Genomic DNA, 18549 nt, shown 5'->3' with positions numbered 1-18549 from the left:
ATAACCTTAAGTCAATCTATGGTAGACATAATACATCAAAACAAAATCACGGTGATTACATTTTGAATATTTAAAGGCAGGCACTACACATACGCCATAAAGAGCAAAGCGCTCGCGGGTACTCAACACAATCGACATAAATTGAAATTTATCTAGCCCATTGGCTTTGCGTTTCTTTTTCTAAAGCCGAGCATCGTTGTTGAGGGGAATAGAGATTTATCTATATTTCCAAAATGAGCTCGGACGAACCATTTGATCCTGCCATTCCGATCCCCGAACTCGAAAATCTGTTTGATGCGAGCATCCGGGTGTTTTTGCGGAATGGAATAGTAACGGCCACTATGGACGATGTGGCTGAAGCTGTTGGTGTATCTACGAAAACGCTCAATGCTGCTTTTGGGTCGAAGCGGGAGTTGGCGGTCTCTGCGCTGCGGTGGTACTACCTCAAATACAGCCAGCAAATGCAGTCGGTTATGGCGATGCATTCGGATGCGTACTCGGCGCTGCAAGGGGTGCTGATGGAGTTTACCGAGCTGTGCTGTGATGACCTGAAAGCCGAAAAAGGCCTTTTCTGGCCGACACTTGTGGACCTTGGCTACGTTGACGAGAGCCTTTGGGCGGAGTTTCAGAACCTGCAATTTGATTGGGAAGATCAGATCAGGGATAAGTTGACTCAGTGTCAGGATGAGCTGAAGAACCCCGAGGACATCGAAATCCTGACCGCCTACTTTATTATGGTTTTCGAGGGCCTCTACGAGCTGGTAAAATTCGGCACCCCACGCGAAAAACTCTTTGCATTGATTGATGTTACGCTGGAAGTGCTGGGCAGCAGAATGAAGACCGGCGGGAAGTAATTCCCCTTTTCTCATAGTTAAACCGCAGACAGCCCAATGGAGGCGCCATTGGCGCCCCCATTTCAGTGCACAGTGAGGAGTATATCTTTATTTTGAAGTGGCACTGAGGGCGTTGCCCAGGGCGAACACGGATGCGAACAGCAGGACGATATCTTTCAGCAGGAACTGTCCCGGAATAACAGAGATCGCCAGCACGCCAGTGTCAGGAATGAACACGCCCGGCGTGGAGAAGAAGAAGCTGAAGGTCACCAGGAATGTCGCGATTGCGCCCAGTGCGCCATAAACCGCGAACTTTGGAGCAAAGAAGCGGGTGGCGAGTAACCCAGCGATGGTCAGCTCAGTAAGTCCGATGAGTTTGGACACAGCTCCTTCGGACAGGAATGTGTAAAGCCATCCAAGAAAGGGAGAATTCTCGACCAGTCCGCGAATTGCTCCGGCCTCATAGGCCGTAAACTTCATTCCGCCAAACCAGAGGAACACGAGAATAAGGGCCGCGAAGATTCCGTTTTTCGCGATGTCTGAGAACAAAGCACCCAGGGCGGCATTGTCTTCTGATTGTGTGGCAGTCGCGTGAGTAAGATCAGTCATATCAACCTCCTGTGTTGAATTTGGCAGTATGTTGTGGCGGGTCTTGCCAGCCTGTGCGCTTAGGTATATGTATTACGGACCGATGTGTCCATAATGAATTACGGACTGATCGGTAACATTGTTGTGAGCGGGAATAGAGTGATGGCAAGACCTCGGGAATTTGACCCTAAAACTGCGTTGGACAGAATACAGAGAGCTTTTTGGGAAAAAGGCTACCATGGCACCTCCATGCAGGATCTGGAGAGGATAACCGAGCTGAAAAAGCAGTCGCTCTACCGGGAATTTGGCAATAAAGACGCCATGTACGCCCGGGCGCTGAAGCTTTACCACGAACGGGACATCACCCATCTGGCACAGGTGATCTGCAAGGCCCCGGACGCGAAGCAGCGCTTTGTGGATCTGTTTGAGGCTGTGCTGGAGCCCGTGCGCAATGGCGACCGCAGTGGTTGCTTCCTGTGCAACTCTGCCATTGAACACGCCCATGATGATCCACAAATCCAGTTGAATGCGCAGGAAGGCATCAAAAGCACGCAAGACCTGTTCAACACCGCCCTCGCCGTCTCCGAGCCTTACAAGGGCAATGCAGCCCTGCGAAAGCAAAAGGCCAACCTGCTCGCCGCCGGCTACTTCGGCCTCCGCGTCATGGTCCGCGGCGGCACCCCGCTGGATGAGCTGGAAGAAACGGTAAGTGTGCTTGTCAGCACGATCTAAGGGAAGTTGGTTTGCTTAGCAGGCGAAGTAAGGTATGCGTTGCCCCTCTATAATTTTAGGATTTTCAAATGGCTGGTTATGTTCTTCACCACTACAACATTATCGACAGGTCCCGCATTGAGGAACTCGGCCCAAGATCCGTGCCTATTCTCGAAAAGTATGGCGGAGAACTAATCGTCGCGAGCCCGATGAAAGCCCTTGCGGATCCGACCCCTTATACGAACATGGTGATGTACAGGTTCGAGAGTTTTGAGGCCGCTCTGACCTTCTATAACTCAGAGGAAATGGTGGAACTCAGAAAGTTCAGCAGCCAGGTTATCGAGGGGTTTGCGACCGTCATTCCGGGTCATTCAGAAACAGAAAGCGTTGTGAAGTCAGGCTACTTCGCCAAAGAGGTCGCGAGCTAATCTTATTCCGCAGATGAAGCGCTGCTTCCCCGCATAAAAAGACTGGCAAAGCACAGGTCTTCGCCAGCCGGAATTCTCAGTGTGGACAGCCTTATACAGACTGCACCTTGTACAGGAAGTCGTCGATCTGTTCGCGTAGGCCGATCACTTCTTCGCGGACGGAAGAGGCGGTTTTAGAGACCAGATCAGAGGATTGGTTGGTCTTTTCAGCTGCTTGCGCCACCAGCACCATGTTTTCAGAAACGTTCTGTGTTCCTGTTGCTGCCTGATGCACGTTTTCGGTGATCTCAGCGGTAGCTGCGCCCTGCTGCTCAACAGAGGCTGCGATGTTGGACGCGAACTCGTTCACCTGCCGGATGCTGGAGGTGATTTCCTGAATAGCTTCAACTGCATCCTTGGAGGAGCCTTGAATCTCGGCAATCTGCTGGGAGATCTCTTCGGTCGCCTTGGAGGTCTGGCTGGCCAGTTCTTTCACTTCCGTTGCCACAACGGCCGAAGCCCTTGCCCATCTCACCGGCCCGAGCCGCTTCAATGGTCGCGTTAAGCGCCAGCAGATTGGTTTGCTCGGCAATGTCCTGAATGAGGTTCACCACCTCACCAATGCGCTGCGCCGTGCCGTCCAGATCCATCACCTTGGCATTGGTTGCCTGTGCTGCATCGTTGGTTTGTGTGATCACCTTGTTGGTGCGGGCAATCTGCTGCGCAATCTCCTCAATGGAGGTGGAGAGCTCTTCAGAAGCCGAAGCCACCGTCTGCACGTTGGCGGTTGCTTCCTCTGAAGCGGCAGAGGTCGCGGTGGTCTGAACGTTGGTGTTCTCGGCGATATTCGCCAGCTCTTTGGAGGTCTGCTCCAGCTCGTCAAAGCGGCTGTGAATGACACCCAGAGCGGTTTCTGCGGTGCCGGAGAACTCCTCGATCAGCTTGGCCGCTTCCTTCTGGCGGTTGGCTTCACGCTCATGTTCCTTCTCCGCCTCAGACTGCAAGGTCTGGCGTTCTGAAACAGCAGTGACGAACACTTTCAAGGCGTTAGCATCTGGCCGATTTCATCAGAGCGGTCCGTATACTGGACTTCGTCTTTCACATTGCCATCTGCCAGAGACTGCATCCTATGCGTCAGATTGACGATTGGGCGGGCGATTGAGTTGCCGATGAACCACAGGATGAGACAACCGATAAGACCGGAGCTCACTGCTGCAATCAGCGCCATATCACGGGTGTAACGCGCGCCTGCGCCCAGCTCATCCGTGGTGACGGACATGCCAGCAAACCAGAACTGATCCGTTGTACCCAGCTGGAATTTCTCCAGAATAAACAAGCGGTCACCGATTTCCTGCACGTTGGCCTTCTCGCGGACGCCATTCATGATGGTCTCAATCACCGGACGCACTTTCTTGCCCAGAACGTCACGATCGCTGTGGCTGACCCAGAGACCGCCTTCACTGACCACGGCCAGACGACCTGTCTCGTAGAAGTGCGCGGCGCTCATTTTCTCCTGCAGCTTGTCGAAGTCCACGTCGATCACGACCACGCCAACAGGCTCGCCGCGGGCATTCAGGATCGGGTCCAGAACGGAAGCGGAGAGGATAGTCTTGCCTTCAACATCAAAGGTGTAAGGCTCTGTTACAAATTGGCTTTTCTGCTGCATGGCACGGCGCATGCGGCGCTGAACATCCGCGCGGCCAATGTCTGCTGTCAGGGACTGCACACTGCCGTTTTCCATGTAGAAGTAAGGAACGAACTGGCCTGTGTCAGAAGCGTACTTCTTACCGATGTAATCTGCATCCTTGCCTGCAACATCCGGTTGCAGGAAGACGGCGATGCCGAGGATGTCCGTGGTGCCGCGCAAAGCTGCTTCGGTCATCTGCGCGATGTTGTTGCGAGATGCTTCTCCGGTGCTGATCTCAGCGCCATAAGTGTTTGCAAGTGTTGTGGAAATAACCTGCGACTCTTTTAATAGATCCTGCGCAGTGACGGCCAGACCGGAGGCAACCGAGTTGAACAAAGCGCGGCTGTCTTCCTCAACGGTTTGCATGCTGAGGTATGTCCCGATTGAAATTACGAGGGATGAGGCAACGAGAAGAACCGCTGCGGATGCGCTGACAATGCGATGACTTAGTTTCATTTTTTGCTTCGCCATACTGTAAAATTCAGTATGGGTTCCGCCATCTTCCACTCATATGACGCCGGATCCAACCACCTGAGGTTGATTACCGCTCTCCTTGCGTAAATACAACAATCACTATTATTATAGTTTTGTTAATATTTAACTGGATATTGCCCCACAATACATGTTATAGATAAGCTTAAGTCAGATATTATTTCTGATATAGAACCCATTTATTCGACAGTACTAAAATAAAACTACAATCACTATTAGGGGTTATCCATAAGTGCATAATGCACATTTTGGAATTAATCTTTGAAAAAGTCGAATATACAGCAGCAATAGTACCTACATCTTCATCACGAGACCAACTTTCATCAGCCTTACGAAGACGCAGATCCGCATCATTTGAGGCGGGGGGATAACTGCTGCATGTGCCGAGGGCTTCCAAACGGGGATTGAAGGGGGAGTAATCTTTCCGCCCGTTTTGCGTTGCTATGTTCCGCCACAAAGGCAAACGGGGCAAAGCTCCAAAACTTCACCCCGTTTTATCCAATTAATCCAGCAGGTTAGCCTTACGCAGGCACCTTTTCCTGTTTTGCGTTATTTTGTGCGTTGCTAAGCGCTGTTTTGCGTCGCTCGCGCAGCTTCAACGCTTTTTCAGCATTGCCTGCACGCACGTGTCCAAACCCGCGAACTTTCACCGGCCAGCTCAGAAGATCGTGAGAAGCTTTCTCTCCGGCCTCTGCCAGATGAGTGCAGACGAGATCCATGTCTGCCTCATATGATGAGCGCAGTTCATTTGCGAGAACCCTCTCCTCATTGTTGCGGAACGGATCAAGGAACGATCCGCGCAGACCACGCAGGCTGGAGAGGAGGGAGAATAACTTCATCATCCACGGTCCAAACTCGGTCTTTACGGGTAGACCGGTCACCCGGTCCTTTCGTGCAAAGGGACCACCGCCGATGTGGAAGCGCACATTCAGATCGCCCTCAAAGCTGTCCGACAGGTTTTGCCTGAACTGCGGCTGAGTGAACAGGCGGGCAACCTCGAACTCGTCCTTATGAGCCAGAAGACGGAAATATTGCGTCGCGGCGGTACGAAGTATCCGTTCGCCCGCTCCGGCCTTTTTCAGTGCAACCAGCTTCTGACGGTAAAGTTTGCCAAGGCTACCGCTCTGGTAATCCTTCAGGCGGTTCACCCGGTCTTCAATTAGCTCTTCCAGCGGCAACGGCCGATCCAGCTTCACCACTTGTGCAACCAGTGCCCGGGCTTTGGCAACGCGCTCCGGATCCAGCACCATCAGGCGGCCCCAGTTGAAGGCCTCGAAATTCTTATCGCGAGCAACGCCGTTCAGCTCGATGGCCTGACGGATGGAGCCGAGCGTCACCGGAATGAGCCCACGTTGCCAAGCGGCACCAAACAGCATCATGTTGGCCATCACCGCATCACCGCAGAGATCCTTCGCGGCCTGTGTGGTGTCGAAGTAAGCCAGCCGGTCGCCAACCGCCTCTTGCAACCGTGTTTGCAGGTTGGGGGTGTTGATGTCCCAGTCCGGGTTCTTGGAAAAGTCGATGGTCGGCACTTCTTCCGTGTTCACCACCACCTGAGCGGATCCCTGGCGCAGGGTTGTCAGCGTCTCGTCACCTGCCGTCACCACCAAGTCGCAGCCGATCACCACGTCCGCTTCGCCAACCGCCAATCGTGCACTTTGCAGGCCATCGGCGGATTTGGCGATACGCATGTGTGTCATCACCGCGCCGTACTTCTGCGCAAGGCCCGTCAGGTCCAGCGTCGAAACACGGCTGCCATCCAGATGCGCGGCCATGGAAAGGATCGCGCCAATGGTGACAACGCCCGTGCCGCCAATGCCCGTCACCAGCAGGCCAGTGGAGCCTTCAATCGCAGGCAGGTCTGGCTCTGCCAGTATCTCATCACCTACGCTCTCCACCTGACGCTCCGCAGGTGTGGTCGCCTTCTTCGGCTCCGCGCCGTGAATGGTTACGAAGCTGGGGCAGAACCCCTCAACGCAGGAGAAATCCTTGTTGCAGCTGGACTGGTTGATCTGCCGTTTGCGGCCCAGAGGCGTTTCCAGCGGCTCGATGGAAAGACAGCCCGACTTCTCACCGCAATCACCGCAGCCTTCACAAATATCCGGGTGGATGTAGGTGCGGACCTTCGGATCTTCCCACTTGCCACGTTTGCGCAGGCGGCGGCGTTCTGTGGCGCAGGCCTGATCGTAAATCAGCACCGTCACGCCCTGTATCTCGCGCAGATCGCGCTGCACTGCTTCCAGCTCTCGTCTGTGGTGCACCTCAACGCCCACCGGAATGGATTGTGCTTCCACCCGCTCCACATCCTCTGTCACCACAACCACCTTCTTCACGCCCTCATTGAGCGCAGCGGTGATCAGCTGCGGCACGGACTGCTCGCCATCAACGGGCTGTCCGCCTGTCATGGAAACAAAGCCGTTGACCAGCAGTTTGTAGGTCATGGTTGCATCAGCGGCCACGGCCTGTCGCATGGCCAGAAAGCCGGAATGGAAGTAGGTGCCATCGCCCATGTTCGCGAACACGTGCGGCTCATCGGTAAACGGCGCCTGCCCCACCCAGTGCATACCCTCGCCACCCATTTGAGAGGGAGCTTTGGTCTTCACCGGGTCATTGAAATACGCAATGGTGTGGCAACCGATGCCCGCCAGCGCGCGGCTGCCATCGGGCACTTTGGTGGAGGTGTTGTGCGGGCAACCGGAGCAGAACGAGGGACGGCGCACCGGCCCCGGCTTCAGCTTGATCGGTACCGGCACTTTCGCCTTCAGCCCGTCATCCTCCAGAAACTCTGCAATGGCGGAAGCCACCTGATTGGCCGCCAGCACGCCAGAGTTCGGCAGCAAGCCCTTGCCCTGCACCATCAACGAGAGGCCTGCATCAAACAGGATGGATTTCAGCTGCTCCTCAACAACAGGACGTTTTTCTTCAACCACGAGGATCTTCTTGAGGCCCTTCGAGAACTCCTCAATAATCTTCGGATCCAGCGGCCACACCATGCCGATCTTCAGAATGCGGATGCGGCGCTTTTCCGTTTCAAGGGACGTCAGCCCCAGCTCGTTCATGGCTTGGCGCAGATCGGAGTAAGACTTGCCTGAGGCGATGATGCCGACCTCTGCCTCATGTGCATCATGGGTGATCTGGTTAATGTTGTTGGCCTGCGCAAAGGCCAATGCACGCGGAATCTTCTCTTCCAGTAGACGTTTTTCCTGCTGCACCGGCAGATCGATCTCGCGAATCCAGACACCGCCCTGCGGGTCTTTAAGGTCCGGCTTCACCACCTCGATGCGGTCCAGATCCACCTCCACGCTGGAGGCGCTCTCCACCACATCGGTCACCAGCTTCATGCCCACCCAGCACCCGCTGTAGCGGCTCATCTCCACCGCCAGAATGCCGTAGTCCAGAATGTCCTGCGGGTTGGCAGGGTAGAGCACCGGCATGCCAGAGGCGATCAGCATATGATCCGACTGGCCTGCCACGGTGGAGGATTTGGCTGCGTGGTCATCTCCACACAGCGCCACCACACCGCCCTTGGGGTGCGTGCCCGCAAAGTTGGCATGGCGGAACGCATCACCAGAGCGGTCCACGCCCGGCGTTTTGCCGTACCAGAAGCCGACTACGCCATCCTTGTTGCGCATCTTCATGTTGCCTACGTGCTGTGAGCCCCAGATGGCCGTTGCCGCCAGATCCTCATTCACTCCCGGCTGAAACACAATGCTGTGCTTATCCAGATGCAACTGCGCCCGCCACAGCTCCATATCGTAGCGCCCCAGCGGAGACCCGCGGTAACCGGAGATAAAAGCGCCCGTGTTCAGCCCCGCCAGCTCATCGCGCATGCGCTGCTGCAACGGCAAACGCACCAGCGCCTGATTGCCGGTGAGAAACACAACACCGCTGGTCTGGGTGTACTTGTCATCCAGCGACGGCGCGTTATGGCGTTTTGACGGGGTCGGCTCACTGCTTTTTTCTTCAGAAACCATCAGGTTACTCTCACAAATGTCTGGCGTTGCCGCAGGACGGCAGGAATTTATCTGCGAAGAAACGGGCCGATTTTTTGGAAAATTATTTTTGGAGCGTGGCCTACTCGCATTATTACGTAGACCCATACTGCATGAAATATCAGCGGATGTACAATAATCCCTTTGAATACAACAGATAACCAAACTAACAGCCCTGAAGCCTCTGATTTCCTTAGAACTTCAGCAATCCGCTACGGCAGTTTCGCCTGAGAGCTACACACCTCCCCCAAACGCAAAAAATGGAGCCGTAATGGCCCCATTTCTCTCCGGGAACTCAAAGGTTTGCTTGGCTGACCACCTTACTGCGGCAGCAGGACGTCGCCTTTGCCGTTTTGGACGACCAGCAGAATACAGTCTTTTGGGCCGACGCAGGCATCATCATGGTACTCTTCGCCCGGCTGCATCACGAAGGAGCCAACCGGCAGCACTTCTTTTTTGCCAGCGCGGGTGTGTTCCCACTGACCCTGAATGGTGACCGCATAATAGGTGTTGGTGTGGCCATGCTCACCCACGTGAAAACCACCTGGGATCTTCAGATACATACCGTATGGGCCAGTCTCACGGTCGCCCCAAAGCACAGAAAGGTGCAGTGGTGTGTTGCCAAACTGGGTCCACTCAATGTCTTTCAACTGGGTCATGTGGTCTTCATCTCCACCAGCAAACGCGGCGGTAGAGAGGGCGATGAGGGTGGCTGCACTGATGGCCTTCAGGGCGGACTTGAACATGGATCTTCCTCGTAACTCTCTGTTTTTATGAGCGTAAAGCGATGTGCTTTTGATATGAGACGGAGACTAGCGATTGCCCTGATCCTGCGAAATATGCATAGTTGCAGCGAACAAGGGCGGACATGCATATGAAACTGAGCGCAGACGATCTTTTGGTGATTATGCACCTGACACGCGAACGAACGCTGGAGAACGCAGCCCTCGCGCTTGGCAAAGACACCTCCTCTGTGTTTCGCGGTATCAAGCGCATTGAGGCTAAGGTGGGCGAGCCGCTGTTCACCCGCTCCCGCGCCGGTTTCAAGCCACTGCCGTTGGGTCTAGCGCTGTGTGAGCAGGCCGAGCAGATCCATGCGGGCCTTTCTGCGGCAGATGCTCTGCTGGGTAGTGAAGAAGTTGGGCTATCTGGCCCACTGCGAGTAACGACTACAGACCTGCTGCTGCAAAGCGTGATCCACCCTCACCTTGCAGCGTTTCGTGATGCCCACCCCAACCTGCAGCTTGAGTTCAACGTCACCAACAATTTCGAGAACCTGAGCGAGCGCCGCTATGATGTGGCCCTGCGCCCCACCAGCCAACCGCCGGAAGATATGATCGGCCTGAGGCTGGGCACCATCGATTACAAGCTGGTGGCTGCACCGCGCTATCTGGATGCTTTGGGAGATGGATTGCCGGACTTTCAGGAGCTGACCTGGCTGATCCCCGGTGACAGTTTACAGGCGCATCCGGCCACCGAGTGGTTTCGTGAAAAGGTGCCCTCACCGGCCAGCATGCTCCGCTATGACAGCATGGCGATGCTTGCCGGGGGCATCCGCAGTGGTCTGGGCGTCGGCATCTTGCCCGACATACCAACGCTTCTGGATGGCCTGCGAAATGTTGGTGAGCAGCCTGCCATCTATCAGACCGATCTCTGGCTGCTCTACCATCCCTCCAACCGCGGCAATCCAAGGATCACCGCGTTTGATGGATTTGTGCGCGGGGCGTTAGCCGCTTAGGTCAGAGCAGATCTGCGATCAGATTTCTCTTCACGCCCCATCTGCGGCTTTCCAGTGCTTTGCGGCTGTTTTTGGAAAGATCGCCAGCCAACACAAACCGGACATCTCTGGTCTTAACATCCTTGGCCGCAAGGCTTCGGGTCACTTTCCAGATGGTCTTGGCGTTGTAGGAGGTCCAGCTCAGGTAATCGTAGGGCAGCACGATATTCGCCGTATTATCCGCCTGATACGCCACCACCACATCATGGTGCACTTCTACCTTCTTGATCTTGCTGCTTTCATGCAGACGGCCCAGCATCTCCACCTGCATCAGTGCCGCAAACGCTTGCGGGCGGGATTTCGCACCAGACGCGTGCTTCATGAGAGTATCAATGCCCTCAAGGTCTTTCGCCTCTGTGGCGAGGCCGGTGAAGATGGTTTTCTCTGTTGGCGTGAAGTGCGCGTTCAGTAAGAACGGTTCTGTGCTTTCCTTAGCAATGCCTGCTTTCGCCAGTCGCTCCCGGTTGATATCGGCCATCGCTTCCGGATCTTTCAGCAGCGTCTTCTTCGTCAGGCTATCTGCTGTCTTCAGACCGCTGATAATGATGCTGCCCACGCCCGGCACAAAGCCCAATCCCTGGTCCACGCCAAACTGACCAGCGGCGTGATAATTGGCCAGCTCTGTCATTTCATCCCGCAGTGGGGTGAAGTGGGTGTACGGGTCCACCTTCATTTCAAAGGCAATTTTGCGGATGGCATCAGGACGGCCAAAGAAGCCGCTGATGAAGCCGTCTTCTTCCCGCTCAGCCGTTTCCTGCGGCATGTTTCCGCGCGTTTTGACAAAGGTCGCCGCTTTGCCCACGCCCTTGCGCACCGACTTCACCATGCCTTTGGCATTGCCATACACATTCTTGGCGGCGGTGACGGGGGCTGTCACCGTTGTATAGACCGATTTGATTGGCGTGATGACGGCTGTGCCTGCACTCTTGGCAAAGGCAACCGCCTTGTTTCTTTCACGCAGAACGGCCAGCGCGTTCAGCTCGTGGATGTGATCCTCCATGAACTGCCTGCCCTGCACCGTGTAAGCACCATCCTCGGTTTTGATCGCGAAGACCGCAAACCGCCCATTGCTCGGCGCATCCGCACTGATGGTGTAGGTCTCGCTTTCCAGCGGTACAGAAAGAAGGTCGGCAGCAGCGAAGTATTTCGGCGGCTCCTCCAGCTTGCGAAACGCAGCAGGCATCTGCCCCGTTTGCTCTAACGAAACCTCATTGGTTGCAGCCTGATTGTGAGAGGGACTATCAAACAACCCGTGCTTTGACTGATAACTGGAACAAGCAGAAACAGACAAAAACAACAGCAACGTGAACGGCTTTTTTGCAGATAACATAAGAACTCTTTGGCCCGGAGAGAAAGGTATATCAGCAGCAGAATTTCACAAAAACGGTAACGGCACGGTTATGCGGTAAGACGTTGTTATTATTTTGTTATTTCAAATTTCAGAAATTGCCAAAGTTAAATATGACAGATACAGATGCGAAGGAGCTTTGGCGTGTCCTTCTCTCTCTGGGTTACACCTGAAAACTCTGTCACCACAACTCCTTAAATTCCATATGCAGTGGTGTTTTCAAAGCTCCAAATATCAAGGGCAGCAAGCTGATTGCCGCCCTCTCCTCATATCGCCAATATCATCTTCACGCGGAAGGCCAGTCCTGCCTCCGTGGTGTCCTGATCCAGTTCGGCGCGGGCGCGGAGGACTTGGCCTTGGCGCAGGTCGAACATTAGGCGGGCGCGTTCCAGGGAGGGGAAGTCGGCGGGCAGGTTGCCTTGTTCTTTTTCCTTTTCAAACCGTGCGGCGAGGCGTTCATCGGCGCCGGTGATGGCATCCTGAAGGCGCTCGGTGGTGCCTTCCACCTCTCCCACCGAGGTTGAAACGCAATTGCCGAGGAAGCAGCCTTTACTGCCGCTTTCGTGGTTGCTGGCGTAATCGATGGTGGAGCGCATGAAGGCGATCACCGCCTTTTCGATATCCGACTCACTCTCAAACGCCACCAGTGGCGCGCAGCCATCATCGTTGGAGTAGCGGTCAATCGCTTCCAGATAAAGCTGGTGCTTGTCGCCGAACACCGCATACAGGCTGGGGCTGTTGATGCCCATGGCGGAGGTGAGGTCCTTCATGGACGCTCCATCATAGCCTTTTTTCCAGAACACATTGATGGCGGCTTGCAGGGCTTCATCGCGATTGAAGTTTCTTGGGCGTCCCATTTATTTTGTATCATCCATTACAAAACGATTGACTCTTGTTTGAAGTCGAGTTTAATAACGCTCATTACAAAACTCAAGGAGGCTTTTGTGAAACATACAGCATTGGCCGCAGGACAGGTGTTTCCGCAGCTGTCCGTCAAGTCTGTTGAGGGTGGCGAGCTGACGCTCGGCACGCCGGGACCAGACTTCGACTGGCAAATGATTGTGGTGTATCGCGGCGCCCACTGCCCGCTTTGCACCCGCTATCTGAAGCAGCTCAACGATATGCTGAGCGAGTTCCACCAGCTAAAGATCGAAGTGCTCGCGGTTTCCGCAGATAATCTGGACCGCGCGCAGCGCCAGCTGGCTGACGTGCAGCCAGACTTTCCGGTTGGGTATGATCTGAGCATCGGGCAGATGCAGGAGCTGGGCCTTTACATCTCCCAGCCACGGTCCGCGCAGGAAGCACCTTCTCCGTTCGCCGAGCCAGGTCTGTTTGTGGTGAATGACAAGCAGGAACTGCAGCTCATGGACATTTCCAACGCGCCGTTTACACGGCCTGATCTGACCGCGCTGATTGGTGGATTGGGGTTCATCCGCAACCCGGACAACAACTATCCAATCCGCGGCACGTTTAAGTAAATCCGAGGCTTTTTGAGCGGCTTTCTGTAACCGCACACCTCGTAAAACCCACGTAACACAACGCCCCATAGGACGATCCAACTCAGCCACCACATGAGCTGAGAACCCTTGATCTTACCCTGATGACCGCGAAAACACGAAGAAAGACAAAGCAATGACTAAGGCGACGCACACAGTGGAAGCAATCCGCGCTGCAATGGACCACCTGATCGACCGCGCCACCAACTACGACATTGATGCGCTGCAGAGCATCTATCACGATGACTTCCACACCACCCTTGTTGCACCGGACAGCACCGTGACCACCTTCAACAAGCAGGAGTTTATCGAGCATTTCCGCAAGCAGGCGGATGCTGGCAAACACCAGCTGAACACGTGGGCCGAGTGGCATGATTTTCATATTCTCGGCGACACAGGCGTGTCCGTTCTCACCCGCAAGCATAGCGGTATGAACGATCAGGAAATGAAGCTGCTCTGCAACATCGAATGGCGCTTCGAAGATGGCCGCTGGCAAGTCCTGCGCGAAGCCATCTTCATGCAACCACTGGACAGCTGATACCGCGCCTTCCCTTCCAATGAGCGACTTAGGGGGCAGCCCCTAAGTCATCGCCGTGGCGGAGTTGAGGTTCCTCCGCACTCTGGTCGCGCCGGAGCCTGAAGGCATGCGCTTTTGGCAGCGTCGCATACTCCCTGAACCTCACTGGAGAATTCTTATGAGCAATCGTTTGGCTAACAAGGTTGCCTTCATCACCGGAGGCAACAGTGGAATTGGGCTAGCCACCGCAAAAGCCTTCGCAGCTGAAGGTGCAAACGTCGTCATTTTGGCCCGCACGCAGGCGAAAGTAGACCAGGCCGTCGCCCAAATTGGTAAAAATGCAATGGGCGTTGTCGGTGACGTAGCGATTTGCCTTCTCTGCGCAAAGCCTTTGAGCAGGTCAAAAACGTCTATGGCCGGCTTGATATTGTCTTCGCCAATGCTGGTGTTGCCCCGGCTACGCCACTGATTGAAACTGGCGCAGAACAGCTGGACCGGGTGTTTGACGTCAACTTCAAAGGCGCCTTCTTCACCGTGCAGTACGCACTGCCACTTCTGGCACCTGAGGCCTCTGTAGTTCTGGTTGGCTCCTGCATCAGTGAGATGGGCACAGCGGGCTACTCAGCCTACGCAGCTTCCAAAGCGGCAGTCCGCTCTCTGGCTCGCACGTTAACGCCAGATCTTTATGAGATTGGCGCACGCATCAACGTGCTCAGCCCCGGCCCTATTGATACGCCAGCGCTTTCCAATGGCGGGCTCACAGATGAGCAGGTGCAGGCCACCAATGAGGCCTTCGGCAACATGCTCCCTGCAGGACGTGTTGGTCAGCCAGAGGAAATGGCAGCCGTCGCCGTGTTCCTTGCCTCCTCAGAATCCTCATTCATGCGCGGCGCTGATGTGCAGGCGGATGGAGGCATGAACCAGATCAGGTTGCCTCGCGCCTCCTGATCCCGGACATCATTCCTGCAATCGAAATTTGAAACCAACAGGAGACCCAAATGAACCCGTACACAATGACCCGCCGCAGAGTGATGCTGACTTTGGCCGCCACAGCTGCCAGCACCATGCTGCCGCCAATCAGTTTTGCAGGTGAACTCGCCACCATGAAGCTGGGTGGGCTGGAGCTTTCCACCTTCTCAGATGGTTACTTCAACCTGCCCAACAACTGGTTCGGCAATGCTAACGCCGAAACCCTTGCAGCAGCGGGTGATCCGGTGGTGGTCGGCGCCAATGTGTGGTTGATCCGCACAGGAAAACGGCTGATCTTGGTCGATACGGGATCTGGTGTTGTGTTTGCTGAGACAGACCCAAATGTGGGCAAACTGGATGCATTGCTCGCCGCGCAGGGCATCAAACAGGATGAGATCACAGACATCGTCATCACCCACATGCATGCTGACCATATTGGCGGATTACTGGGCCCGGATGCAGGTGGGTTCAGCAATGCAAAAATCCATATAGCAGAGGCTGAATGGACATTCTGGACAGACCCCGCACTGGCAGAACGGGTTCCGGATGAAATGAAACCCCTCGTCGAAGTCGCTCAAGCGGTTGCAGCCCCAATCAAAGATCGTGTGACGACTTATCAGGGTGAAACAGACTTGGGGGATGACCTAACACTTGTACCGCTTCCCGGCCATACACCAGGACACAGCGGTCTGCGCATTGCTGGTGGTGGGAAGGAACTCTGGATCATCGGCGATGCCATTATCTCGGAGGTTTTACAGTTCAGGAACCCCGAGATCACTTACGGCCTCGACATCGATCCGCAGCAAGCCGCCAAGACTCGTAAGGAGCTTCTCACCCGCCTTGCAGCAGATGGCGTTCCACTGGCAGCGACGCACCTGAGCTATCCCGGCATGGGTCATGTGACTCAGGATGGCGACGGTTTCATCTTCAAGCCGCTGAGTTAACTGCAGTGTTTGCGCCTCTCCGTTGAGGCCATACCAACCCGCTGGCCCCTGCTCCCCAAGTGGAGGCCAGCGGGTGAGACAGGACGCTTTTACTCAGAAGCGTACTTTTGTGCCGAACTGGAAGACGTTTGACGCGATGCTGAAGCCATCTGCTTTGCTGTCCAGACGGGTATAGCTGGCGTTGAACGCGAGGTTTTCATTCACGAAATACTCAGAAGTCGCGCCATAGGTAAACTCATCTTTTTCACCCACATGCGCATAAGCCCCACGTAACCCGACGCCCAACTTTTTGGTGGGGTAGTAGGTGGAAGCCAGCTCGACTAGATAGCCGTCATCTTCCCGTTCCTGATCCAGATAGCTGACGGCAAACCCAGCATCGAAGAACCGATCATCCCCAATCTCCTGAGCGTGGAAGTTGGAGAGGGTGTAGCGCGAGTTGTCACCATTGATGTCATCTTCAGTGCGCATGAAGCCAAGAGATACGATGGACGTCGGCGCAAAGTATTTGCCGACAGAACCGCCATACTGCACGGTTTTGCTATCAAAGCTGGTGTCCAGATCTGTTTGCAAATATTGGGCATCAGCAAACCAGCCTGTTTCCTGATGGATGTAATTTCCGCGCAAGGTGAACGCAGTCAGATCAAACGCATCCCCTTTGGCTTGTACTCGCCCAAACTGTAAGAGGCACTGACACTTAAGTTACGGCCATAGAAGGCAGCAAGAGCGTATGGCCCATGTCCGTAATCCAACGGCGTCAGATAGTACGTCGCACCAGCCTGTACACGGTAAGAGGTGGAATCCGGCGATACATTCTTGGAGAACTGCGTGTCCGTGAAAGCCAGACTGAGATTTGTCTCAAGGTTTTGGGCGGAGGCAGGCAGTGCGCTGGTTGCGAACAGAGCTGCGGCGAGAGAAAGATAGGTTTTCATAGAAGTAACTCGAAAAACTGCAGCCCCCTTTTTGAAGGAGGCTGCCGCGCAATTGAAAGTTTAGTTGAGTTTGCCAGCGTCGTAGACGATTTCACCATCAATGATGGTGAGCAGGCTCTCGGTTTTCTCCAGCTCCTCAGCCGGAGCCTCCAGAAGGTTTTGAGAAAGAACCGCGATATCCGCCAGCATACCCGGCTTGATCTGGCCCTTTTCACCCTCTTCCATCTCAGCAAACGCAGCGACTGAGGTGAACGCATCAATCACCTGAGCCCGTGTGATGGACTCATTCGGATCAAGCGGGTGGTTGATGGAGTAAGGGAACGCGGCATTTGGGGTTTCAAGACCTTCCGTGCCGAAAGCAAGCGGGATACCCGCATCGATCAGAGAACGCAGTCTGAGGAAGTCGGTATCTTCGCCATAACGGATGTTGAAGATATCTTTGAGCACCAGATGATGGGGTTGCTGAACAACGATGATACCCAACTCAGCAGCGCGTGGGATCAAGTCACCAACAATGCCATCGCCATGCTCGATGCGCAGGCGCTTTTCAGGCCAGCCGGCTTTGCTGACAGCTTCCATATTGTCCATCACGTTTTCCGCACAGCGGTCACCATGGCAATGAAGCAGCAACTGGTCGCGCCATTCCTCAGGATTGCTCAGCATCTTCTGCTGTTCAGCATCGTCAAAGAAGATGCGTCCTTTCCAGCCCGGTTTGTCCGCATAGTCTTTGCGAGTGGCTGCGACGCGTTCCATCGGCGTACCATCCAAAAACCACTTTGTGCCGGAGGCGGTGATGCGATCATTGCCAAACGGGTGCTTGTCGACTGTTGCGGACTCGGAGATGTCGCGCGCTTCCGGCGTGGTGGTCGGCATACGCATATAGCGCACGCGGATTGGCGTTTCTGAGGCATTGAGCAGACGCAGGTAACGCTCAGGCGTCACGATCGGCATATCCTGAATGGAGGTTACGCCCCATTTCAGCAGCTGCTCTGTTTGTTCCTTCAGCAGCTGGATCATCTGTTCATCAGAAAGGTTCAGATCAAGCAATTTTCGGCGCAAAGGCCACTGAACGTACTCGTGGAACTTGCCAGTGATCTTGTCAGAACCAGCTTCACGAATGTGCCAGCCCCCCAGCGGGTCCGGAGCGTTTTCATCAACGCCAAAGATGTTCATAGCATTGGTGTTCATCACCTCACCATGACTGAACCAGGTGGAGATATAAACTGGATGATCTGGTGCGATTTTATCCAGCGAGAAGCGATCCGCCTTCAAATCCTCAATCACATCAACACCGGCAAGCCCGAGGATCCATGTGCCCTCTGGCACGTCTTTGGTCGCTTTCTCAACCGCTTCCAGCACCTGATCCCAGGTTGGTTCCCAAGGCAGCTCAATCTGGTGACCAACCGGCGCGTTGGAGAAGGAGTGGTAGTGAGCATCATTCAGGCCCGGCACCACGAACTTGCCTTTCAGATCAATCTGCTGGGTGCTCGGCCCAGCCATTGCCAGAATGTCTTTTGTTGAGCCAACCGCCACGATGCGGTTATCCTGAATAGCCACGGCCTCTGCATGCGGATTATCCGGTGAGGCGGTGTAGATCTGGCCGTTGGACAGGATCAGGCTTGGCGCTGTGCCGTCCTGTGCCAGCAGACTGCCAGCTGTACCGATGCTGAGCGCTGTCGCCAAAGCAAGCGGTGCGATTACCTTTCGAGAGTTCATTATCATGTGCTCCATTTTCTTTTTGCTTTCTCCGCCACAACGGACTCCCAAAGGCGTCTGGTCAGATTTTTAATTACGACCGTACTTTATTGTGACATTTTAAAGCGTTGTCTTGTGATGCTTCGACAAACACCAAAGATCTG

Annotated in this window: 17 protein-coding genes and 1 pseudogene; 9 read left to right on the top strand and 9 right to left on the bottom strand. The window is 54.7% G+C overall.

Annotation, left to right across the window (positions count from 1 at the left end; all coding sequences use genetic code 11):
- Positions 1 to 233: 233 nt before the first annotated feature.
- Positions 234 to 854: a TetR/AcrR family transcriptional regulator gene (locus tag JCM12308_RS11335; protein ID WP_054783777.1), complete on the top strand. Its 621-nt coding sequence runs from the start codon at positions 234 to 236 to the stop codon at positions 852 to 854.
- A gap of 87 nt (positions 855 to 941) precedes the next feature.
- Here the strand turns inward: JCM12308_RS11335 and JCM12308_RS11330 are convergent, their stop codons facing one another.
- Entirely contained in the window at positions 942 to 1442 is a 501-nt protein-coding gene (locus JCM12308_RS11330) for a DUF417 family protein (RefSeq protein ID WP_008549172.1), read from the bottom strand.
- A 141-nt stretch (positions 1443 to 1583) separates the two neighbouring features.
- On the opposite strand from JCM12308_RS11330, the gene JCM12308_RS11325 reads away from it, so the two are divergent.
- On the top strand, positions 1584 to 2153 hold the full coding sequence (locus JCM12308_RS11325; RefSeq protein ID WP_208609202.1) for a TetR/AcrR family transcriptional regulator: 570 nt from the start codon (positions 1584 to 1586) through the stop codon (positions 2151 to 2153).
- A 68-nt stretch (positions 2154 to 2221) separates the two neighbouring features.
- Positions 2222 to 2560, top strand: a complete 339-nt coding sequence (locus JCM12308_RS11320; RefSeq protein WP_054783775.1) for a DUF1330 domain-containing protein — start codon at positions 2222 to 2224, stop codon at positions 2558 to 2560.
- Between the two features lie 91 nt (positions 2561 to 2651).
- On the opposite strand, the pseudogene JCM12308_RS33235 reads toward JCM12308_RS11320, so the two are convergent.
- The 3 genes and pseudogenes from JCM12308_RS33235 to JCM12308_RS11305 form a co-directional block, all read right to left on the bottom strand.
- Positions 2652 to 4697 (bottom strand): annotated as a pseudogene (locus JCM12308_RS33235) (methyl-accepting chemotaxis protein).
- A gap of 542 nt (positions 4698 to 5239) precedes the next feature.
- Positions 5240 to 8692: an indolepyruvate ferredoxin oxidoreductase family protein gene (locus JCM12308_RS11310; RefSeq protein ID WP_054783774.1), complete on the bottom strand. Its 3453-nt coding sequence runs from the start codon at positions 8690 to 8692 to the stop codon at positions 5240 to 5242.
- Positions 8693 to 9030: 338 nt separating this feature from the next.
- Positions 9031 to 9456: a cupin domain-containing protein gene (locus JCM12308_RS11305; protein WP_054783773.1), complete on the bottom strand. Its 426-nt coding sequence runs from the start codon at positions 9454 to 9456 to the stop codon at positions 9031 to 9033.
- Positions 9457 to 9584: 128 nt separating this feature from the next.
- Between JCM12308_RS11305 and JCM12308_RS11300 the strand changes: the two genes are divergently transcribed.
- Positions 9585 to 10448 carry a LysR family transcriptional regulator gene (locus JCM12308_RS11300; RefSeq protein ID WP_208609200.1) on the top strand — a complete coding sequence of 288 codons (864 nt, stop codon included), beginning with the start codon at positions 9585 to 9587 and terminating at the stop codon, positions 10446 to 10448.
- A gap of 1 nt (position 10449) precedes the next feature.
- Here the strand turns inward: JCM12308_RS11300 and JCM12308_RS11295 are convergent, their stop codons facing one another.
- Together JCM12308_RS11295 and JCM12308_RS11290 are read right to left on the bottom strand one after the other, a co-directional pair.
- On the bottom strand, positions 10450 to 11817 hold the full coding sequence (locus JCM12308_RS11295) for a hypothetical protein (RefSeq protein WP_054783771.1): 1368 nt from the start codon (positions 11815 to 11817) through the stop codon (positions 10450 to 10452).
- A 284-nt stretch (positions 11818 to 12101) separates the two neighbouring features.
- The gene (locus JCM12308_RS11290) at positions 12102 to 12692 is read right to left on the bottom strand and encodes a TetR/AcrR family transcriptional regulator (RefSeq protein WP_054783770.1); all 591 of its coding nucleotides are present in this window, start codon (positions 12690 to 12692) and stop codon (positions 12102 to 12104) included.
- Positions 12693 to 12779: 87 nt separating this feature from the next.
- Between JCM12308_RS11290 and JCM12308_RS11285 the strand changes: the two genes are divergently transcribed.
- The 5 genes from JCM12308_RS11285 (at position 12780) to JCM12308_RS11270 (ending at position 15761) form a co-directional block, all read left to right on the top strand.
- Positions 12780 to 13313 (top strand): redoxin domain-containing protein, encoded by a 534-nt coding sequence (locus JCM12308_RS11285; RefSeq protein WP_054783769.1) that lies wholly within the window; start codon positions 12780 to 12782, stop codon positions 13311 to 13313.
- 154 nt (positions 13314 to 13467) lie between these two features.
- Positions 13468 to 13869 carry a nuclear transport factor 2 family protein gene (locus tag JCM12308_RS11280; protein ID WP_208609199.1) on the top strand — a complete coding sequence of 134 codons (402 nt, stop codon included), beginning with the start codon at positions 13468 to 13470 and terminating at the stop codon, positions 13867 to 13869.
- 106 nt (positions 13870 to 13975) lie between these two features.
- Positions 13976 to 14317, top strand: coding sequence for an SDR family NAD(P)-dependent oxidoreductase (locus JCM12308_RS32235; RefSeq protein WP_306303338.1), 342 nt, complete (start codon positions 13976 to 13978; stop codon positions 14315 to 14317).
- Entirely contained in the window at positions 14218 to 14796 is a 579-nt protein-coding gene (locus tag JCM12308_RS11275; protein ID WP_208978463.1) for an SDR family oxidoreductase, read from the top strand. Before JCM12308_RS32235 ends, JCM12308_RS11275 begins: the two co-directional genes overlap by 100 nt.
- A gap of 50 nt (positions 14797 to 14846) precedes the next feature.
- Positions 14847 to 15761 carry an MBL fold metallo-hydrolase gene (locus JCM12308_RS11270; protein ID WP_208609198.1) on the top strand — a complete coding sequence of 305 codons (915 nt, stop codon included), beginning with the start codon at positions 14847 to 14849 and terminating at the stop codon, positions 15759 to 15761.
- 93 nt (positions 15762 to 15854) lie between these two features.
- Here JCM12308_RS11270 and JCM12308_RS11265 read toward each other — a convergent pair whose 3' ends face one another.
- From JCM12308_RS11265 to JCM12308_RS11255, 3 genes are read right to left on the bottom strand one after another with little or no spacing between them, the layout of a single operon-like run.
- Entirely contained in the window at positions 15855 to 16385 is a 531-nt protein-coding gene (locus tag JCM12308_RS11265) for a putative outer membrane beta-barrel protein (RefSeq protein ID WP_054783768.1), read from the bottom strand.
- 11 nt (positions 16386 to 16396) lie between these two features.
- Positions 16397 to 16690, bottom strand: coding sequence for a hypothetical protein (locus tag JCM12308_RS11260; protein WP_054783767.1), 294 nt, complete (start codon positions 16688 to 16690; stop codon positions 16397 to 16399).
- 60 nt (positions 16691 to 16750) lie between these two features.
- Positions 16751 to 18406, bottom strand: coding sequence for an amidohydrolase (locus tag JCM12308_RS11255; protein ID WP_164845290.1), 1656 nt, complete (start codon positions 18404 to 18406; stop codon positions 16751 to 16753).
- Between the last annotated feature and the right edge of the window lie 143 nt (positions 18407 to 18549).

Source organism: Pseudovibrio denitrificans JCM 12308, from assembly GCF_001310815.1.
GTDB lineage: Bacteria > Pseudomonadota > Alphaproteobacteria > Rhizobiales > Stappiaceae > Pseudovibrio > Pseudovibrio denitrificans.
The sequence above is the reverse complement of the archived record's forward strand: the minus strand, read 5'-3'. Positions and strand labels throughout refer to the sequence as shown.

Coding starts and splice junctions, on each gene's coding strand:
- JCM12308_RS11325 (WP_208609202.1), top strand. CDS start 1,584: ATGGCAAGACCTCGGGAATTTGACCCTAAAACTGCGTTGGACAGAATA.
- JCM12308_RS11260 (WP_054783767.1), bottom strand. CDS start 16,690: ATGAAAACCTATCTTTCTCTCGCCGCAGCTCTGTTCGCAACCAGCGCA.
- JCM12308_RS11270 (WP_208609198.1), top strand. CDS start 14,847: ATGAACCCGTACACAATGACCCGCCGCAGAGTGATGCTGACTTTGGCC.
- JCM12308_RS11295 (WP_054783771.1), bottom strand. CDS start 11,817: ATGTTATCTGCAAAAAAGCCGTTCACGTTGCTGTTGTTTTTGTCTGTT.
- JCM12308_RS11310 (WP_054783774.1), bottom strand. CDS start 8,692: ATGGTTTCTGAAGAAAAAAGCAGTGAGCCGACCCCGTCAAAACGCCAT.
- JCM12308_RS11330 (WP_008549172.1), bottom strand. CDS start 1,442: ATGACTGATCTTACTCACGCGACTGCCACACAATCAGAAGACAATGCC.
- JCM12308_RS11320 (WP_054783775.1), top strand. CDS start 2,222: ATGGCTGGTTATGTTCTTCACCACTACAACATTATCGACAGGTCCCGC.
- JCM12308_RS11300 (WP_208609200.1), top strand. CDS start 9,585: ATGAAACTGAGCGCAGACGATCTTTTGGTGATTATGCACCTGACACGC.
- JCM12308_RS11305 (WP_054783773.1), bottom strand. CDS start 9,456: ATGTTCAAGTCCGCCCTGAAGGCCATCAGTGCAGCCACCCTCATCGCC.
- JCM12308_RS11255 (WP_164845290.1), bottom strand. CDS start 18,406: ATGAACTCTCGAAAGGTAATCGCACCGCTTGCTTTGGCGACAGCGCTC.
- JCM12308_RS11335 (WP_054783777.1), top strand. CDS start 234: ATGAGCTCGGACGAACCATTTGATCCTGCCATTCCGATCCCCGAACTC.
- JCM12308_RS32235 (WP_306303338.1), top strand. CDS start 13,976: ATGCGCTTTTGGCAGCGTCGCATACTCCCTGAACCTCACTGGAGAATT.
- JCM12308_RS11290 (WP_054783770.1), bottom strand. CDS start 12,692: ATGGGACGCCCAAGAAACTTCAATCGCGATGAAGCCCTGCAAGCCGCC.
- JCM12308_RS11280 (WP_208609199.1), top strand. CDS start 13,468: ATGACTAAGGCGACGCACACAGTGGAAGCAATCCGCGCTGCAATGGAC.